The organism is Lichenihabitans psoromatis, assembly GCF_004323635.1.
In the GTDB taxonomy this organism is placed as follows: domain Bacteria; phylum Pseudomonadota; class Alphaproteobacteria; order Rhizobiales; family Beijerinckiaceae; genus Lichenihabitans; species Lichenihabitans psoromatis.
Genome location: NZ_CP036515.1, coordinates 287,341 through 305,015, shown reverse-complemented (window position 1 = coordinate 305,015; position 17,675 = coordinate 287,341). Strand labels below are relative to the sequence as shown.

Here is a 17,675-nt window from a genome sequence, read left to right as displayed (position 1 = left end):
GGCGATCATCCCGACGCCAGCGCGATCCAATCCTCTTCGCTGATGACCTCGATGCCGAATTCCGCCGCCTTGGCGAGTTTCGAGCCCGCACCCGGGCCGGCCACCACAAGCGTGGTTTTCCTGGAGACCGACCCTGAGACCTTCGCGCCCAGCGCTTCGGCGCGCGCTTTGGCTTCCTCGCGCGTCATCTTTTCGAGGCCGCCGGTGAACACGATGGTCTTGCCCGCCACCGGGCTTTGCGAGGCGACAGCCTCCATCGGCTCGGGCGTCACCTCGGCCAGAAGCGCATCGACCACAGTTTGATTATGCGGCTCGGCAAAAAAGTCGGCCAGGGCTTGCGCCACCACGTCGCCCAGCCCCTCGATATCGCGCAATTCCGCCCATGCCTCCGAGCCCGGCTCGATGGCGCTCTCGGCCAAGGCACGAAGTGCATCGAAGCTGCCGCAATGCCGCGCCAGCCGCCGCGCGTTGGTCTCACCGACGTGGCGGATACCGAGCGCATAGATGAAGCGATTGACCGGAATGCGCCGACGCTCGTCGATGGCCGCAAACAGGTTCTTGACCGAGGTCTTGCCAAAGCCCGGCCGCTCCGACAGGCTGGTCAGAGACGCCTTGTCGCGTGTCGCCAGGGTGAAGATGTCGGCCGGCGTTCGGATCAGTCCCTCGCCGTAGAAGAGTTCGATCTGCTTGTCGCCGAGCCCTTCTATGTCGAGCGCGTTGCGGGAACAGAAGTGTTTCAGACGCTCGACCGCCTGGGCCGGGCAGATCAGGCCCCCCGTGCAGCGGCGGACAACGTCGGCGACCCCTGTTTTCGGATCGATTTCGCGCAAGGCGGCCGAACCGCAAGCCGGGCACGTGTCGGGAAACTGGAACGGCTCGCCGCGCACCTCGCCCTCGGCCAGCACGGGGCCGATAATCTGCGGGATGACGTCGCCGGCCCGCTGCACCGCGACGATGTCGCCGATCCGCACATCCTTGCGAGCGATCTCATCCTCGTTATGCAGCGTGGCATTCACCACCACGACACCGCCGACCGTCACGGGGTGTAGCCGGGCAACCGGCGTCAGGGAGCCGGTGCGGCCGACCTGGATGTCGATCGCCTCAAGCCGCGTCGTGGCGCGCTCCGCCGGAAATTTATGCGCAACCGCCCAGCGCGGTGCGCGCGACACGAAGCCGAGCCGGCCTTGCAGGGCGAGATCGTCGACCTTGTAGACGACGCCATCGATGTCATAGGGCAGCGTCGCACGCTGGGTTTCGATGGCCCGATAATGCGCGATGAGATCGTCGGCGGAGGCGCATACCGCCGTCAGCGGATTGGTCGGCAGACCCCATCGGCGAAAGGCCGCCACCATGCCGCTCTGGGTCGGGGCGGGAAGCGACGTCATCTCGCCCCAGGCATAGGCGAAGAATTTGAGCGGCCGGTCCGCCGTAACCGCGGGATCGAGTTGGCGCAGCGAGCCTGCGGCCGAATTGCGCGGATTGGCGAATGTGGGTTTGCCGGCCTCGGCTTGGCGGTGGTTCAAGGCCGCAAAATCCTCCTTGGTCAGGAAGATCTCGCCACGCACTTCGCAGATGGGTGGAACGTCGCGACCCGTCAGCCGCTTGGGGATCGCCTTCACGGTGAGGATGTTGGCCGTGACATCCTCGCCCTCATATCCGTCGCCCCGGGTGGCCGCCAGAACCAGCACACCCTGTTCGTAGCGCAAGGCGCAAGACAGTCCGTCGATCTTCGGCTCGGCCGTGATCGGAAGCGGTGCGTCCGCTGCGAGACCGAGAAAGCGGCGAACGCGCGCCACAAAATCCGTCACCTCGTCGTCCGCGAAGACGTTGCCGAGCGACAGCATCGGAACTTTATGGCGAACCTTGGCAAATTTTTCCGACGGCGCCGCACCAACCCGCTCGTCAGGCGGCGGCCGCAAGGCCGGAAATGCGGTCTCTAATGCGACAAGGCGGCGGCGCAAAGCATCGTAATCCGCGTCCGAGATCGTCGGCGCGTCGTCCTGATGATAGGCTTTGTCGTGCCCCGCAATCTCGGCCGCCAACCGCGCATGGTCCGCGCTGGCGTCGGCTTCGGTCATAGCTGTTCGGATCGGGTCGGCCATGCGCCGGTTCTAGCCGAAAAAGGTTTCGGCCAAAATACCGGCACACGGTTTGTCGTGACACGCGTCAGGCTGATGTCGCGTCGGACGGCGCCTTCGGTTCGTATGTGCCGCAAACGAACCGAGAGCGCAGCCGACGCGCAGGCTCAGGCGATGCGAGCGAAACGTTCAACGCGACGGCGTTCCTGCGTTGGTTGGAACGCGAGACGCGCATGGTCCATGCAGTAGGGCCCGAGCGCCGACTTCGATCCACAATAGCGGAACTCAGCGCTGGCTGGATCGCCGATCGGCCAGCGGCACATGCTTTCGCGCAGGTCCATGATCGTGACCCGGGTCGAAAACGGTATGACGACATCGGCGATCGGCGTGGCAACGGGCGCCGCGACGGTCTCGGTCTCGGGTTCCGGCTCGACCAGCGGTTGGGCCGACAAGGGCGACGGCATGCGATCCTGCTCCGCCTTTTGCGGAGCCTTGGGCCGCAAGCGTCCCTGTGTCGCGGCTGGCGCCGCGATCTTGGCGCGACCCGACAGGCCGAGCCGATGCACTTTACCGATCACAGCGTTTCGCGTGACGCCGAGACCCAGTTCTGCTGCGATCTGGCTTGCGCTTCGCCCTTCGAGCCACAATTTGCTCAAGAGTTCTACGCGTTCATCATTCCAGGACATGGCCTCTCCTGTGGTTGATTACGCACGGAAAAAGAGAATCATACTCCGCACCGGCTCACGCCGATGTCACGCAACGCAATTATTCGGGATTGTTTTTACGTGACCGCATAACCCGTATGCGGCTGTCAAGAATCTATACCGAGGCGCGAATCGGGCGCAAGAGTCCGCGTGACTTCATTGTAGTTTTCAACAGTCGGCTGCGGGCCGAAGACCGCCAAGTCTCCGGGATTTTTGAATTAATCCGAGCGCGAACAAAGGTTTGACGGCGCTTGGTGAAACCCGTAATCATGCCGACTAGCATTTTGCCGTCCTCTCGGGCGGCAAATTGGTTTTTGCGGCATGGCTCAGGGGTCTTTCGATCTCTGGATCATCAAATGGAGCGTCCAGCCGTGCTTTCAGTCATCCTGCCCACCTATGCCAGAGCGGAACTAAGCTTCGAGCGGGGAGACGGCGCTTGGCTGACGTCGACGGATGGGGAGCGCTATCTCGATTTCGGCAGCGGCGTCGCGGTGACCGGCCTCGGTCACTCGCATCCGCATCTCGTCGCGGCTTTGGTCGAACAGGCCGGCAAGATTTGGCATACGTCCAATCTCTACCGTATTCCGGATGGCGAGCGGCTGGCCGAGCGCCTGACCGGGGCGACCTTCGCCGATGTGGTGTTCTTCACCAATTCCGGCGCAGAGGCGAACGAGGCCTCGATCAAGATGGCGCGCAAATACCATGCGGCCGGAGGCCATCCCGAGCGGTTCCGCATCATCACGTTCGAGGGCGCCTTTCATGGCCGGACCCTCGCGACGATCGCGGCCGGTGGACAGCAGAAATACATCGATGGATTTGGGCCGAAGGTCGATGGGTTCGATCAGGTGCCGTTTGGGGACGAGGCTGCCCTCAAGGCCGCCATCGGCCCGGAGACGGCCGCGATGTTGATCGAGCCGGTGCAGGGCGAGGGCGGCGTGCGCGTCGTGCCGGCCCAGATGCTGCGGGATCTCCGGGCCTTGTGCGACAGCCACGGTTTGCTGCTGATCCTCGACGAAGTGCAGACCGGCGTCGGCCGCTCGGGCAATTTTTTCGCCTATGAGCAGAGCGGGATCGAGCCGGATATCATGTCGGTCGCCAAGGGCATCGGCGGCGGCTTTCCCATGGGCGCGTGTCTGGCGACGCGCGAGGCCGCCAGGGGCATGACGGTCGGGACGCATGGCAGCACGTTCGGGGGTAATCCGCTCGCCATGAGCGTCGGCAACGCCGTACTCGACGTCGTGCTGGAACCGGCATTTCTCGATCGCGTGAAACAGGCCGGATTGGCGCTGAAGCAGCGGCTGGCGGAACTTCAGGACCGCCATCCCCGTGTCGTCGGGGAGGTGCGTGGCGTCGGGCTGTTGATGGGTTTGAAGATGCGGGTTCCCAACGTCGATTTCGTCAAGGCGGCGCGAGCCCGTCACCTGTTGACGATCGCGGCCGGTGACAATGTGGTGCGGCTGTTGCCGCCGATGATCGTGACGGATGCCGAGATCGCCGAAGCGGTCCGGCGCATGGATGCGGCCTGTTCGGATATCGAAGCCACCATGCTCGATCTCGAATTGGCCGAGCCGAAGGGAGCCGCGTGATGGACGCAGGCAAGAGCGCGCAGCATTTTCTCGACCTCAACGACATCCCGGCCGAAGACCTGCGCGCCGTGCTGGACTTCGCCTCGGCGATGAAGCACCGCCGCGCTCGCGAGGGCCGGTTCGATAAGCAGCGCCCGCTCGATGGCAAGGTGCTGGCGATGGTGTTCGACAAACCCTCGACCCGCACCCGCATCTCCTTCGACGTCGGCATGCGGGAGCTCGGCGGCGAGACCATCATGCTGACTGGTGCCGAAATGCAGCTTGGGCGCGGCGAGACGATCGCCGATACGGCCCGTGTGCTATCGCGTTATGTCGATGCGGTGATGCTGCGTATTCTCGACGAGGCGGACCTCGCCGAATTTGCGGCTCATGCGACCGTGCCGGTCATCAACGGGCTGACCAAGACGTCGCATCCCTGTCAGGTCATGGCTGATGTCATGACGTTCGAGGAGCATCGCGGACCCATCAAGGGTCGAACCGTGGCGTGGAGCGGCGACGCCAATAACGTGCTGGCGAGCTGGGTGCATGCGGCCAAGCAGTTCGATTTCGCCATCAACGTCGCGACACCGCCCGAACTCGCTCCCTCGACGGAACTCGTCGACTGGGCCCGCCGTGAAGGCGCGGCGCTCTCGGTGATGAACGACCCGTTCGAGGCCGTCCGCAACGCGTCGGCGGTCATTTCGGATTGCTGGGTGTCGATGGGTGACGAAGACGAGAGCCACCGGCATAATCTGCTGGCGCCGTATCAGGTCAATGCCAAGCTGATGGCCGCAGCCGCGAAGGACGCCATCTTCATGCATTGCCTCCCGGCGCACCGCGGCGAAGAGGTCACCGACGAGGTGATCGACGGGCCGCAGTCGGTGGTGTTCGACGAAGCCGAGAACCGCCTCCATGCTCAGAAGGGCATTCTGGCCTGGTGCCTCGGCGCCGTCCCGTCGATCGGGGCCAGCCATGCGTCAAGGGTCGTCCCAGCATGACCATGACGCCGGCCGAAACGCGTCCCGTGTCCGATAGCGGACGGGACGACATCGCTTTGCCGTTTACCGTGACGCCGCTGGACGTGCGCGGTCGCGTCGTGCGGCTCGGTCCGTCGGTGGACCAGATCCTCCGCAAGCATGGCTATCCGGAGCCGGTGGCGCGGCTCGTCGGCGAGGCGACGGCGCTCACGGCATTGCTTGGGACATCTCTCAAATTCGATGGCCGCTTCCAGCTGCAGACGCGGACCGATGGTATCGTCGATATGCTGGTGGTGGATTTCGATGCGCCGGATCGCTTGCGTGCTTTCGCGCGGTTCGATGCGGATCGGCTGACGGAGGCCGACGGCCGGCTGTCATCGGCCGAATTGCTTGGTCAGGGCCATCTCGCGCTGACGATCGAGCAAGGGGGCGAGCAGAGCCGCTATCAAGGCATCGTGCCGCTCGAAGGGCAGGGGCTCGAAGCGGCCGCCGACCAATATTTCAAGCAGTCCGAACAGATCCCGACAGTCGTCCGTCTCGCGGTCGCCCAGAGTGTCACAGGCGAGGGCACAGCCTGGCGCGCGGGCGGTTTCCTGGTGCAGTTCCTGCCGCAATCGGACGATCGCCGACGCCAATCCGATCTGCCGCCTGGCGATGCACCGGGTGGTATCGTGCCCGAGCCGTTAGCCGACGATGATGCGTGGGCCGAGGCAAAGGCGCTTTCTGGCACGATCGAGGATCACGAGTTGGTCGATCCGCAGCTCTCGAGCGAGCGGCTGCTCTATCGGCTGTTCCATGAGCGTGGCGTGACAGTCTTCGACCCGCATGATTTGCGCGACTCGTGCCGATGTTCGCGCGACCGCATTGCTGCCATGCTGAAGAGCTTCACGCCGACCGAGCGGCACGACATGGTCGGTGCAAGCGGGCTGATCGGCGTAACCTGCGAGTTCTGTGGCACGCACCGTGACTTCGAACCATCAGAATTCGACCCGTCCCCACCTAAAACCTGACGCGGCTTTCGCGTATATGAGGGCTGCGCCCCGCCCTGGGGCTCATGCTCGCGCCCATTTGCGGCGCATGTGTCCTTCCGGCCTCGCCTCCCGAGACCGCTCAGAACGTTCAGGCAGATCCAACTCATGTCCTACGATCTCGTTGTCATCGGCACTGGCCCGGGCGGCTATGTGTGCGCCATTCGTGCGGCCCAACTCGGCCTCAAAGTCGCGGTGGTCGAAAAGAACAAGACGTTCGGGGGCACGTGCCTCAACATCGGCTGCATTCCCTCGAAAGCCTTGCTCTATGCGTCGGAAATGTTCGAGGCGGCCGGCCACGAATTCGCGCCGCTCGGCATCGTGACGCCGCCGCCGCAGCTCGATTGGGCTGCCATGTCGAAGCATCGCGACGACACAGTGGCGTCGAACGTCAGCGGCGTCGCCTTTCTGTTCAAGAAGAACAAAGTCGACAGTGTGATCGGCACTGGCCGTCTGAAAGGTGCCGGATCCGTCGAGGTCACGGCCGAGGACGGCACCGTCACGACCCTCGACACCAAGGCGATCGTGATCGCGACCGGCTCCAGCGTCACGCCGCTGCCGGGCGTCACCATCGACGAGAAGACGATCGTGTCGTCGACCGGCGCTCTGGTGCTCGATGGCGTACCGAAGACGATGGCGGTGATCGGGGCCGGCGTCATCGGGCTCGAACTCGGCTCGGTCTGGCGCCGCCTTGGGGCCGAGGTCACCGTAATCGAATATCTCGATCGCATCTTGCCCGGTATGGATGCCGAGACCGCAAAGCAATTCCAGCGCATCCAGGCCAAGCAGGGCATCACGTTCCATCTCGGCCAGAAGGTGTCGGGCGTGACACTGAAGCCGGAAGGCTCGAACGAGCGTGGCGCGACGGTCTCATTCGCGCCGGCGGCCGGCGGAGACGCTCAGACGATCGATGCCGACGTCGTTCTGGTGGCGATCGGTCGTCGTCCCAATACGGACGGCCTCGGCTGCGATGACGCCGGTGTCGCGATGGATCGCGGCCGCGTAGTGATCGACGATCATTTCGCCACCAATGTCCCGGGCATTTATGCCATTGGCGATGTGGTGCGTGGCCCGATGCTGGCCCACAAGGCCGAGGACGAAGGGATTGCGGTCGCCGAAATCTTGGCTGGGCAGGCGGGGCACGTGAACTACGCCGCGATCCCGTCGGTCGTCTACACCATGCCGGAAGTCGCATCGGTGGGTGCGACCGAGGAAGATCTGACGGCGGCGGGCGTCGCCTATAAGGTCGGCAAGTTCCCTTATACGGCCAATGGTCGTGCCCGTGCGACGCGCCATCCCGACGGATTCGTCAAGGTGCTTGCCGATGCCGAGACCGACCGCGTGCTCGGCGTTCACATGATCTCGTCGGTGGCCGGCGAACTGATCCAGGAAGCGACCTTGTTGATGGAATTCGGCGGCTCGTCCGAAGATTTGGCGCGCACCTGCCACGCCCATCCCACGATGTCGGAAGCCGTCAAGGAGGCCGCCATGGCGGTCGAGAAGCGCGCCATCCACATCTGATCCGAGAGGTCGCGTCATGACCCTGGTCCAATCGCTCGCCGCCTTCCTGCTGGCGGGCGGTTTGCTGACCATCACGCCGGGGCTCGACACCGCGCTGGTGCTGCGGACGGCAGCCAGTGAGGGACGGACCGCAGCCGTGATGGCTATGGTGGGGATCCAGCTTGGGTGCTTGATCTGGGGCGCGGCCGTCGCGGTCGGGCTCGGGGCTCTGCTGCAGGCCTCCTCGCTCGCCTATACGGCGCTGACCTGGGTTGGCGCCGCCTATCTGGTCTATGTCGGCGTCACGCTGCTCGTGCGACCGCGGCAGTCGTTCGCGATCGGTGCCGATGCTCCGGCTCATATGCCGGCCACGACATGGCTGTGGCGCGGGCTGTTGACCAATCTCCTCAACCCAAAGATCGGCGTGTTCTACGTGTCGTTCCTGCCGCAATTCGTGCCGGTGGGCTATGCGCCGGCCCCCTACATCTTTGGCCTCGCGATCTATCACGACCTCATCGGCATCACTTGGCTGTCACTCCTGATCCTCGGCATGGATCGGCTCCGCCCGCAATTGCAGCGGCCCGCTATCGTGGCGTGGCTCGACAGACTGACTGGCCTCGTCTTCGTCGCCTTCGGGCTGCGCCTCGTCCTGGCGCGGCGCGCCTAACCCGCGCTGCGACGCGCCTGGCTTGGCGGCGTCGCGTCGAAACGGCTCCAGGCGCGGCGCAACTGGCGCGCCGATGCAAAACCGGATCGTTCGGCGACATGCTCGAGATCGAGCCGCGTCTGCCCGAGCAATTCGCGCGCGAGCGAGACGCGCAAGCGATTGATGTAATCCGTCAGGCTCATGCCGGCATGGTCGTTGAAGAGACGGGACAGGTGGCGCGGGCTCGCGTAAGCGACGGCCGCGAGGTCCGCGAGGGTCCAGGCCCGCGCCGGATCGCTGGCGATCGCATCCTGGGCGCGATGCACCACGGGGTGCAGGTGATTGCGGCCTTCCAGCCAGGGCGAGAGCTGCGGATCGCCGCCGCCGCGCCTGAGATAGACGACGAGATATCGCGCCACCGCCAGCGCGCAGGCCGGTCCGATGAGCTGCGCCACGAGGTGAAGCATGAGGTCGATGCCGGCCGTGATGCCGGCGCTGCTCAGCCGGTCGCGATCCTCAACGAAAAGGCGATTCTCGATGACGCGGGCGCGTGGCGCGAGCCGTGCAAGGTCGGCACAGCAGGCGTGATGCGTCGTGCAATCATAGCCGTCGAGCAGCCCCGCCCGGCCGGCCAGCAGAGCGCCCGAGCAGATAGACACAAGCCGATGGCCATCCCTGATCGTGTCGCGCAGCCATGTCACGATCAGGCCGTCGTCGGCGTGGTCGGCAAGGCTTCGCTCGTCCAGGGCCGGCATGCTGACGTCGGCGGCGCCGACGTTCATTATGACATCGGCGCTGCCGACCAGCACCACAATCGCACCATCGGGAAGCCGGTCCGGCAAAGGTGCAATCCCGCCGATCTCCAGCCCGATCGAGGTCGGGAGCGAGGCTCTCGGCCCGACGTAGGTCACGTCGAATGCGACGGCGGCCTGATCGAGATTGGCTTTCCGCACAACCTCGATCGGCCCGGCGACATCCAGAAGCAGCGTGCGCGGGGGGAGCACCACGATGACGGGGATGTGCCGAACGCTGCTCATGCGGCGATCGGCATCCCGGCCCCGGCAAGCGCCTGATCGACAGTCGCGATCCGGGCGAAGCGATCCGCGAGAACGAGTTCGGTTCGTGCCTTGATGTCGGCGGCGGTCCAGACCTTGCCGGCCGCGTTCGTCATTGGAAACGTCAGGGTCGCGTCCGAGACGAAATCGACCTGATAGCCGAAGTCGGACAGCTGCCGCGTCGTCGTTTCGCAGCATTGCTCGGTGCGGATGCCCGCAACGATCAACCGGCGAATGCCGTGCTCCACCAGCCAAACGTCGAGCCCGCTTCCGACGAGCGCGCTATGCCGCTGCTTGTGGAAGATCGCCGTGGGCTTGATCGCGAGCGGCGACAGGGTCTGGACGTGGCCGGATGCGAGTGAGAACACGCCCTCCTTCTCCACATGAAAGACCTGCAGCACCGGGATCGACTGGCGCACCGCGCCATCGACGAGGGCCTGCACCGCGGCCATGAAGGCGGGGACGTCGGCCGCGTCGAAGTAGGGGCGATGCAGGAAGGATTGCTGGACATCGATGACGAGCAGCGCGGTATCGTGGGCCGACATGAGCGTGAACCTTTGTTCGAGGATCATGCCACGATAGTCTCCTGACGCCAGCCCGAAAGACATGCGGCGGACCAGCAGCGGACAAGTAACGCCATGTCGTACCATCGCAGCCATTTGCGCGCGGCTTGCGTCACTGCTCGGTCCGGTGCATCCCTCTGGCGCGCGACCCGACGCGGCCGCGCTCGTTGTTGTGGTCGGACCGACTTCGATCCGGCGGGACAAACCAGAGGGGGGCGCGGGTGCGGACCGACGAACTCAGGCCGATGGAGACGATGGACTCGCCCGCCGAAGCGGTCGGGCGGCTTTGCTCCCTCTACGCCAATGCGACAGAGGCGCTGCGGTCATCGCTGGCGACGTTCCTCGATGGTGGGGCAGCGCCCGATCACACCACCCGCCTCACGTTTCGGTATCCCGAGCTTCGCGTCACTTACGCCCCGGGCGGCCCGATGCCGCGCATCAAGCGGGCGACTGCCAAGTTTCAGGGCCCCGGCATTTATTCGACCACGGTCACACAGCCGGATTTTTTCGCGCCCTATCTGCTCGATCAATTGAACCCACTGGTGAACGACTATGGCGCGACGCTCGAGGTCGGCGTCAGCGCGCAGGAAATTCCCTATCCTTACGTGGTCGAGCCCGGCGCCGATCTGGCCCGGAGCGGCAAGACCTCGGCCGATCTCGCCCATCATTTTCCGACCCCGCTCCTGTCGGCCGTGGGAGACGAGATCGCCGACGGGCTATGGCAGATCCCGGAAGGGGACGATTCGCGGCCTCTGGCGTTGTTCGACGCCGTCCGGGTGGATTTCTCGCTCCGCCGGCTCGTTCATTACACGGGGTCGGATTGGCGCAACACCCAGCCCTGGATCCTGCTGACCAATTATCACCGCTATGTCGATCAATTTGTTCGCGTCGGTCTCGCCACCTTGGCGCGGGGCGAGGGTGGGTTCGATCGGCTGATCCTGCCGGGCGGCGTGACGGTCGAGCAGCACGAGGCCGCCGGCGCCGATCCGGATGCCGTGATCGCCGCCTCGCCGTGGCACCGCTACCAGATGCCGGCCTATCACCTCGTCGGGCGGGACGCCTCGGGCGCACAATATGGCAAGACGCTGATCAACATCGGGGTGGGGCCGTCCAACGCCAAGACCATCACGGATCACCTGGCGGTGATGCGTCCGCATTGCTGGCTGATGGTCGGTCATTGCGGCGGCTTGCGGCAATCGCAGACCATCGGCGACTACGTGCTGGCGCATGGATACCTGCGGCGCGACCGCATTCTCGACGACCTCGTGCCGACCGACGTGCCCGTGCCGGCCCTCGCCGAGGTGCAACTCGCGCTGCAGTCCGCCGCTGCCGCCGTGACGGGCGAGACACCGGATGATCTGAAGCAGCGGCTGCGGACCGGGACGGTGGTGACCTACGACGACCGAAACTGGGAACTCCGGTTTTCGCAGGAGCGTCGCAGCATCAACCTGTCCCGCTCGATCGCGGTCGATATGGAAAGCGGGACCGTGGCGGCGCAGGGCTACCGCCTACGCGTCCCCTACGGGACGCTGTTGTGCGTCTCCGACAAACCTTTGCACGGCGAGATCAAACTGCCGGGCTCGGCCAGCGCTTTTTACGAGCGTGCGGTCGCCGAACATCTGCTGATCGGCCTCGCGGCGCTCGACGTCTTGCGGCTCGATCGGTCGGGGCTCCATTCGCGCAAGCTGCGCAGTTTCGACGAGCCGCCGTTCCGCTGACCGAGGATTGTTGGCATGGCGCTCCACCTCTCCGACCATGAACGCGAGGTCGCGGCTGGCGCCGATGGCCCGGCCATCGCGATGCGGATCGTGGTCGAAACGGCTCGGCTGATGGGCGCACCCCGCTTGATCCCGATCGCCTCCGCCCATATCGACGGTGCGCTCTACCATGGCGATTCAGGCACGCTCTTTGCCGAGCGACTGGTCGAAGGCGGCGCCAAAGTCGCGGTGCGGGCCACCCTGAACGTCGGGTCGCTCGATCTGACCGGCTGCTCACAAAACCGCTTGCCGCCTGCCGAACGCGCCATGGCGCGGCGGATGATGACGGCCTATCGGACACTCGGCTGCGAGCCGACCTGGACCTGCGCGCCCTATCAGGCCGGCCATCGCCCGGCCCAGGGCAGCGACGTCGCCTGGGGCGAATCCAATGCCGTCGTGTTCTGCAATTCGGTGCTGGGCGCGCGCACCAACCGCTATGGCGATTTTCTCGACATCGCCTGCGCGATCGCCGGCCGCGCGCCCGATTACGGACTGCACCGCGCCGAGAACCGCCGCGCGCGCGTCGTGGTGGACGTCTCGGCGCTTGGAGCGGCGTTCCTCGCCTCCGATGTCGCGTGGCCGATCCTTGGCAGCTTCTTCGGCCGTGCCGTCGGCGAGAGCGTCGGGGTCGTGACCGGTGTCCAGCGTCATCCGGGCGAGGATGCGCTCAAGGCTTTCGGAGCAGCATCGGCCTCGGCCGGTTCGGTCGGGCTGTTTCATGTCGCCGGCGTGACGCCGGAGGCGCCGGACCTCGAGACAGCACTGGGCCATGAACCACCCGAGGCGCTGATCGTCGTGACGCCCGCCATGATGGCCGATGCGCGGACGCGGCTCTCGACCGTCGGGGCAGCCGGCGCGATCGATGCGGTCGCAATCGGCAGTCCGCATCTCTCGGTCGGCGAATTCGACCGGCTCGAAGCGAGATTGGCGGGGCGACGGCTCGCGGTTCCGCTCTATGCCTGCACCGGCCGCCACGCCCTTGCGGTGCTGGAGGCGAACGGACGTCGCGATTCCCTCGAGCGCGCCGGGGTCGTGATCGTGGCCGACACCTGCGTGGTGGTGACGCCGATCCTGCCCGAAAAGCCCGGCGCCGTGCTGATGACGAATTCGGGCAAATTCGCTCATTACGCACCCGGTAACACCGGCTATGGCGTCATCTACGGCTCGCTGGCGGACTGTATCGAGAGCGCCGTCCTCGGCCGTGTAGTCTTGACCCAGGCGCTGCAATGAGCGGCTCGACGTTGGAGACGGTCGCGGCCGACATTCTGGTGCCAGGAGCTCCCGTGAGCGCGGCGGCGCTGGTCCTCAGCGGGCCGATCAGCTTCTGGGGCGGGGTCGATCCGAAGACCGCGCTGATCGCGGATGTTCGCCATCCCGAACACGGGCGCTCGATCGAAGGTTTCGTGCTCTGTCTGCCGGGCACGATCGGCTCGTCATCGGCCGCGGCGGTGCTGCTCGAACTCGTCTATGGCCAACGCGCCCCGGCCGCTCTGATCCTGCACGAACCCGATGCGATCTTGCTGCTCGGCTTGATCGTGGCGCGTGAGATGGGCTGGCCGACCCCGATGGCGCTCCGTTTGGACCGGCGATATTTCGACGGCTTTCGCGAGCAGAGGCTGGACGTCTCGGTCGAGGGCCAAGTGCGACTAGCTCGACGCTGAGCCGACATTGCCCAACAGCAACGCGAGAGCGGCCGCATCGTCAGGCTGCACCGCCGTAAAATTCAATTGATGCCGCGCGAAGGTCATCTGCCGCTTGGCATATTGTCGGGTCTGCAGCTTGGCGGCCGCGATCGCCTCGTCCAGCGTCAGTGATCCATCGAGGTAGGACAGGAACGAGGGGACGCCGAGTGCCCGCATGACCGGGAGCGCCGGATCGAGCCGCCGCTCGCCCAGCGTCGCGACCTCATCGAGCGCCCCATCCGCGACCATGCGGTCGAACCGGGCATCGATGCGGGCATTGAGGGCGGTTCGCTCCGGCGTCAGGCAAAGGCCGATGACGGCGGTGGTCGGTAAAACGGGGGGCTCCCGATCACCCTGGAAGCTCGCCAAGGATCGACCCGTTGCCTCGAAGACCTCAAGCGCGCGGATGATGCGTTGCGGGTCCGTTGGCCGCAAGCGAGCCGCCGTGGCCGGATCGAGCAACGCCAGGCGGGCATGAAGCGTCGCGACCGGCAGGCTCTCCGCCTCGCGTCGGACCCTGTCGCGCACCGCCTGCGGCACGGTCGGAATCGCCGACAGCCCTTGTGTCAGCGCCTTAAAATAGAGGCCGGTGCCGCCGACCACGATTGGGAGTTTGCTCGACTGGCGGGCCGCCTCGATCTCGCTTGCGACCTCGGTCAGCCACCGCGCCACGGAATAGGGTTCGGCCCCGTCGACATGGCCGAAAAGGCGATGCGGCGCTTGGGCGAGATCGACGGCTCCCGGGCGGGATGACAGCACCGTGAGATCGGCATAGATCTGCATCGAGTCGGCATTGATGATCGTCCCGCCAAATCGTTGCGCGAGCGCGATCGCGAGGGCGGACTTGCCGCTGGCCGTCGGGCCTGCGATGAGGATGGCCTCCGCTGCGCCGTTCCCATCCCGCCTCATCGAGCCGTCCTGTTTCATGCCATCGATCACTCCCCCTTGTGTCGCCACGATCGTCGCTCGTAAAGGCTCGGGTCTTCTCGATCGATCCCGGATCGCCGAGGCCTTCGCTCTGCTTCCCGACGCGGCGGAACCGACATGGCTGGCGCCAGCCGAGGCCGCAGACATCGCGTTCACGCCGGGCGATGAGACAATGTCGGCCGTGAAGTCTCGGCTGGAGCATTGGGGACGATCACACGAGGTCGACGTCTTTGTGCAGCCCCAGGCAACTCGACGAAAAGGCTTGCTGCTCGCCGACATGGATTCAACCCTGATCGGTCAGGAATGTATCGACGAACTGGCCGATTTCGCCGGCCTGAAAGCGCATGTCTCGGCCATTACCGAGCGGGCCATGCGAGGCGAGATCGCGTTCGAGCCCGCTTTGCGTGAGCGCGTCGGGCTGCTGGCCGGGCTGCCTGTTTCGATTGTCGCGACAGTCTTGGCCGAGCGCATCACATTGACCCCGGGCGCACGGATGCTGGTGCAGACCATGCGGGCGCATGGCGCCTATTGCGCGCTCGTGTCCGGCGGTTTCACCCTGTTCACGGGGCCGGTGGCCGAGCGCCTCGGTTTCGATGAGAACCGCGGCAACGTGCTGCTGATCAAGGATGGGACGCTCACCGGGCAGGTGGCGGACCCGATCCTCGGGCGCGAGGCCAAGTTGCACGCCTTGATCGAATTGCGGGATCGGCTCGGGCTGACGGCCGACGCCACGATGGCGGTCGGGGATGGTGCCAACGATCTCGCGATGCTGGACGAGGCAGGGTTCGGCGTCGCCTTCCACGCCAAGCCGGCCGTCGCGGCGGCGGCGCATGGGCGGATCGACCATGGCGATCTCTCGGCGCTTCTCTACGCCCAGGGCTATACGGCCGCCGACATCGTGTCCTGACGTTCGTGGACGCATCCGCGGCAGACATCCGAACGGCCGGCGGCCCCTCGCGTGCGGTGTCGATCGGCATCGTGATCGTGGCGATGAGTTCGTTTCAACTCGGCGCTGCGCTCGCCAAGCAGCTGTTTCCGCTGGTCGGTCCGCAAGGCGCGGCCCTGCTGCGAATTGGGCTCTCGGCCATGATTCTCTGGGGTCTCACGACGCCCTGGCGCAGCCGCTTCAACCGATCCGAAACGCGATCGCTGCTGGTTTATGGCATCGCGCTTGCGGCGCTGAACTCGTTCTTTTACCTCGCGGTGCAGCGCATTCCGCTCGGCATTGCGGTCGCGATCGACTTCATCGGGCCCCTCGCGGTCGCGATCGGCTATTCGCGGCGGTGGCTGGACGGCTTTTGGGTGATTTTGGCGGCATGCGGGATCGCCTTGCTGTTCCCCATTGGTGGGTCCGTTGCGGCGCTCGACCCGATCGGTGTCGTCTATTGTCTCGGCTCCGCCGCCGCATGGGCGGTCTACATCCTCTATGGCCAGAAAGCGGGCGAGACGGTCCCGAGCGGACGCGCCACGGCGATCGGGCTCGGGATTGCGTCGCTTCTGGTGCTGCCGTTCGGGGTCGCCGAGGCGGGCGGCATGCTGCTGTCGTGGTCGGTGTTGCCAATCGGGCTTCTGGTCGCGGTTCTCTCCAGCGCCTTGCCCTACAACCTCGAAATGGTTGCGATGAAGCGGCTGCCGACGCGGTTGTTCGGCGTGCTGATGAGCCTTGAGCCGGCTTTGGGCGCGCTGTTCGGCTGGTTGATCCTCGGCGAGGATCTGACGCTCCGCCAATTCATCGCCATCGCTTGTGTGATCCTCGCCTCGGCGGGCGCGACCCTGACGGCCTCTCGCGTCGTACCCGCGACGGATGGTTGAGTAGAGCGCTCGCGCGGCTTCTGCTAGAGCAGCCGAACGCTGCCGCGTCCACGAGGTCGACCATGCTGAAACGCTTGAACCACGTCGCCATCGTGGTGCCGGATCTCGACAAGGCCGTGTCGCTCTACCAGAACGTGCTCGGGGCGCATGTGTCGGCACCCCAGGATCTGCCGGAGCATGGCGTCACGGTGGTGTTTATCGATCTGCCCGGCAGCAAGGTCGAACTGGTCGCGCCGCTGGGCGATGCGTCGCCGGTCGCGACGTTTCTGGCCCGCAATCCGCAGGGCGGCATGCATCATCTTTGTTATGAGGTGGGTGATCTCATCGACACACGCGACCGGCTGCTCGCGCAGGGTCTGCGCGTTCTTGGCGATGGCCAACCGAGCATCGGCGCCCATGGCCGCCCGGTGTTGTTCCTGCACCCGAAGGATTGCGCCGGTACGCTGATCGAACTCGAGGAGGTCCGGGCCAAGCCCGTCACGCTCGGCGACCTCCCGGGATCGGCATGAGTCTAGATCGAGGCGATCGGGCGCCTGGCGATGCAACGAGACGGTCGATCGGTCGACGATCCCTGCATCGCGCCTGACCTTCTAAGGTTGGTCCCCCTTCGCATAGCAGCTTAGATCGCACGTATGAATCGCAGCCGCGTCCTGGACCGTGCGGTAGTTGTAAGCCGCGCAATCGCCGAAGGTCGCCACGCTGAACTTCGACGTGGATCGCTTCAACACACCTTTCGAGGCGCCGTTGGAGCCGATGCCGGCCCGGTGCACCATCCACTCCAAGTCGCTGGCGTCTTCGGCCAGATATTGCATCACGGCTTCATTATCCTCGTGCTGGCCGATGAAGCCGCGAGCGAGCGTGTTTCGGATGGTCCATAGAATGGGCGAGAGGTGTCCCTTATAGGGTCTGCTCAAGCCGCCGGCCTGATAGAGGAAGCGTTTGACGCCCTGTCGCCGCATGGCGGGGACCAGCGTATGGACGAAGGCCGTGTTGATCTTCGTGACCCGTTGGACGGCCACGTCTCCCAGCATCGCGACAACAAAATCGACCCCGGCCAGCAAGCTGTCGATATCGGCAATGTCGGTGATCGACCCTTGATGAATGCTGAGCTTCGGGTTCTGGACCGTGAGTTTCGCCGGGCTACGGGCAAAAGCTTTGACCGAATGCCCGTCCTTCAGCGCCAGCGACACGAAATGCTGTCCCGTCCCGCCCGTGGCGCCAAACACGAGGAACGTCGATTGTGCGCTCATTTTTCTACCTGCTCGTGGCCCGATCAGCCGCTAGTCCGGCAAGACATAGTCGTTTGACCGACATTGTCGATAAAGCAAGCCAGCTTCGGCACCCAACCCGGCTGCTCCGTCAAGCTTTGCCTTGAAGCGGA

Annotated in this window: 17 protein-coding genes; 11 read left to right on the top strand and 6 right to left on the bottom strand. The window is 65.3% G+C overall.

Features of this window, described 5'->3' with window-relative positions:
- Positions 1–5 precede the first annotated feature (5 nt).
- Entirely contained in the window at positions 6–2,078 is a 2,073-nt protein-coding gene (gene ligA / locus EY713_RS01480) for an NAD-dependent DNA ligase LigA (RefSeq protein ID WP_131113238.1), read from the bottom strand.
- Positions 2,079–2,245: 167 nt separating this feature from the next.
- Positions 2,246–2,764, bottom strand: coding sequence for a GcrA family cell cycle regulator (locus EY713_RS01475; RefSeq protein ID WP_131113237.1), 519 nt, complete (start codon positions 2,762–2,764; stop codon positions 2,246–2,248).
- A 389-nt stretch (positions 2,765–3,153) separates the two neighbouring features.
- On the opposite strand from EY713_RS01475, the gene EY713_RS01470 reads away from it, so the two are divergent.
- From EY713_RS01470 to EY713_RS01450, 5 genes are all read left to right on the top strand, one after another.
- Complete coding sequence (locus tag EY713_RS01470; RefSeq protein WP_131113236.1) at positions 3,154–4,368, top strand: aspartate aminotransferase family protein; 1,215 nt, start codon at positions 3,154–3,156, stop codon at positions 4,366–4,368.
- Positions 4,368–5,345: an ornithine carbamoyltransferase gene (gene argF / locus EY713_RS01465; RefSeq protein ID WP_131113235.1), complete on the top strand. Its 978-nt coding sequence runs from the start codon at positions 4,368–4,370 to the stop codon at positions 5,343–5,345. Before EY713_RS01470 ends, argF begins: the two co-directional genes overlap by 1 nt.
- Entirely contained in the window at positions 5,342–6,334 is a 993-nt protein-coding gene (locus EY713_RS01460; RefSeq protein WP_165490991.1) for an Hsp33 family molecular chaperone, read from the top strand. Before argF ends, EY713_RS01460 begins: the two co-directional genes overlap by 4 nt.
- 126 nt (positions 6,335–6,460) lie before the next feature.
- Positions 6,461–7,873, top strand: a complete 1,413-nt coding sequence (lpdA, locus tag EY713_RS01455) for a dihydrolipoyl dehydrogenase (RefSeq protein ID WP_131113234.1) — start codon at positions 6,461–6,463, stop codon at positions 7,871–7,873.
- Between the two features lie 16 nt (positions 7,874–7,889).
- Positions 7,890–8,519 (top strand): LysE family translocator, encoded by a 630-nt coding sequence (locus tag EY713_RS01450; RefSeq protein ID WP_131113233.1) that lies wholly within the window; start codon positions 7,890–7,892, stop codon positions 8,517–8,519.
- Here the strand turns inward: EY713_RS01450 and EY713_RS01445 are convergent.
- On the bottom strand, positions 8,516–9,535 hold the full coding sequence (locus EY713_RS01445) for a GlxA family transcriptional regulator (protein ID WP_131113232.1): 1,020 nt from the start codon (positions 9,533–9,535) through the stop codon (positions 8,516–8,518). The genes EY713_RS01450 and EY713_RS01445 overlap by 4 nt on opposite strands.
- Positions 9,532–10,098 (bottom strand): isochorismatase family protein, encoded by a 567-nt coding sequence (locus EY713_RS01440; protein WP_131113231.1) that lies wholly within the window; start codon positions 10,096–10,098, stop codon positions 9,532–9,534. The genes EY713_RS01445 and EY713_RS01440 overlap by 4 nt, the downstream gene beginning before the upstream one ends.
- 239 nt (positions 10,099–10,337) lie before the next feature.
- Between EY713_RS01440 and EY713_RS01435 the strand changes: the two genes are divergently transcribed.
- The 3 genes from EY713_RS01435 to EY713_RS01425 are packed head-to-tail and all read left to right on the top strand — an operon-like array spanning position 10,338 to position 13,534.
- Positions 10,338–11,834, top strand: coding sequence for an AMP nucleosidase (locus tag EY713_RS01435; protein ID WP_131113230.1), 1,497 nt, complete (start codon positions 10,338–10,340; stop codon positions 11,832–11,834).
- A gap of 15 nt (positions 11,835–11,849) precedes the next feature.
- Positions 11,850–13,103: an aconitase X gene (locus EY713_RS01430; RefSeq protein ID WP_131113229.1), complete on the top strand. Its 1,254-nt coding sequence runs from the start codon at positions 11,850–11,852 to the stop codon at positions 13,101–13,103.
- Positions 13,100–13,534 carry an aconitase X swivel domain-containing protein gene (locus tag EY713_RS01425; protein WP_131113228.1) on the top strand — a complete coding sequence of 145 codons (435 nt, stop codon included), beginning with the start codon at positions 13,100–13,102 and terminating at the stop codon, positions 13,532–13,534. The genes EY713_RS01430 and EY713_RS01425 overlap by 4 nt, the downstream gene beginning before the upstream one ends.
- On the opposite strand, the gene miaA is transcribed toward EY713_RS01425, so the two are convergent.
- Positions 13,520–14,464: a tRNA (adenosine(37)-N6)-dimethylallyltransferase MiaA gene (miaA, locus tag EY713_RS01420; protein WP_131113227.1), complete on the bottom strand. Its 945-nt coding sequence runs from the start codon at positions 14,462–14,464 to the stop codon at positions 13,520–13,522. The genes EY713_RS01425 and miaA overlap by 15 nt on opposite strands.
- Before the next feature lie 16 nt (positions 14,465–14,480).
- On the opposite strand from miaA, the gene serB reads away from it, so the two are divergent.
- The 3 genes from serB to mce all read left to right on the top strand — a co-directional run bounded on the left by serB (position 14,481) and on the right by mce (position 16,803).
- Positions 14,481–15,389, top strand: coding sequence for a phosphoserine phosphatase SerB (gene serB, locus EY713_RS01415; RefSeq protein WP_131113226.1), 909 nt, complete (start codon positions 14,481–14,483; stop codon positions 15,387–15,389).
- Positions 15,390–15,394: 5 nt separating this feature from the next.
- On the top strand, positions 15,395–16,294 hold the full coding sequence (locus EY713_RS01410) for an EamA family transporter (RefSeq protein ID WP_245572847.1): 900 nt from the start codon (positions 15,395–15,397) through the stop codon (positions 16,292–16,294).
- 62 nt (positions 16,295–16,356) lie between these two features.
- Entirely contained in the window at positions 16,357–16,803 is a 447-nt protein-coding gene (gene mce / locus EY713_RS01405; RefSeq protein ID WP_131113225.1) for a methylmalonyl-CoA epimerase, read from the top strand.
- 81 nt (positions 16,804–16,884) lie between these two features.
- Here mce and EY713_RS01400 read toward each other — a convergent pair whose 3' ends face one another.
- Complete coding sequence (locus tag EY713_RS01400) at positions 16,885–17,544, bottom strand: NAD(P)-dependent oxidoreductase (RefSeq protein WP_131113224.1); 660 nt, start codon at positions 17,542–17,544, stop codon at positions 16,885–16,887.
- Between the last annotated feature and the right edge of the window lie 131 nt (positions 17,545–17,675).

What these genes read in the sequence shown, in the direction of transcription:
- mce (WP_131113225.1), top strand. Translation starts at nt 16,357, where the DNA reads ATGCTGAAACGCTTGAACCACGTCGCCATCGTGGTGCCGGATCTCGAC.
- EY713_RS01450 (WP_131113233.1), top strand. Translation starts at nt 7,890, where the DNA reads ATGACCCTGGTCCAATCGCTCGCCGCCTTCCTGCTGGCGGGCGGTTTG.
- argF (WP_131113235.1), top strand. Translation starts at nt 4,368, where the DNA reads ATGGACGCAGGCAAGAGCGCGCAGCATTTTCTCGACCTCAACGACATC.
- ligA (WP_131113238.1), bottom strand. Translation starts at nt 2,078, where the DNA reads ATGACCGAAGCCGACGCCAGCGCGGACCATGCGCGGTTGGCGGCCGAG.
- miaA (WP_131113227.1), bottom strand. Translation starts at nt 14,464, where the DNA reads ATGAGGCGGGATGGGAACGGCGCAGCGGAGGCCATCCTCATCGCAGGC.
- EY713_RS01445 (WP_131113232.1), bottom strand. Translation starts at nt 9,535, where the DNA reads ATGAGCAGCGTTCGGCACATCCCCGTCATCGTGGTGCTCCCCCCGCGC.
- EY713_RS01460 (WP_165490991.1), top strand. Translation starts at nt 5,342, where the DNA reads ATGACCATGACGCCGGCCGAAACGCGTCCCGTGTCCGATAGCGGACGG.
- EY713_RS01400 (WP_131113224.1), bottom strand. Translation starts at nt 17,544, where the DNA reads ATGAGCGCACAATCGACGTTCCTCGTGTTTGGCGCCACGGGCGGGACG.
- lpdA (WP_131113234.1), top strand. Translation starts at nt 6,461, where the DNA reads ATGTCCTACGATCTCGTTGTCATCGGCACTGGCCCGGGCGGCTATGTG.
- EY713_RS01430 (WP_131113229.1), top strand. Translation starts at nt 11,850, where the DNA reads ATGGCGCTCCACCTCTCCGACCATGAACGCGAGGTCGCGGCTGGCGCC.
- EY713_RS01425 (WP_131113228.1), top strand. Translation starts at nt 13,100, where the DNA reads ATGAGCGGCTCGACGTTGGAGACGGTCGCGGCCGACATTCTGGTGCCA.
- serB (WP_131113226.1), top strand. Translation starts at nt 14,481, where the DNA reads ATGCCATCGATCACTCCCCCTTGTGTCGCCACGATCGTCGCTCGTAAA.
- EY713_RS01475 (WP_131113237.1), bottom strand. Translation starts at nt 2,764, where the DNA reads ATGTCCTGGAATGATGAACGCGTAGAACTCTTGAGCAAATTGTGGCTC.
- EY713_RS01440 (WP_131113231.1), bottom strand. Translation starts at nt 10,098, where the DNA reads ATGTCGGCCCACGATACCGCGCTGCTCGTCATCGATGTCCAGCAATCC.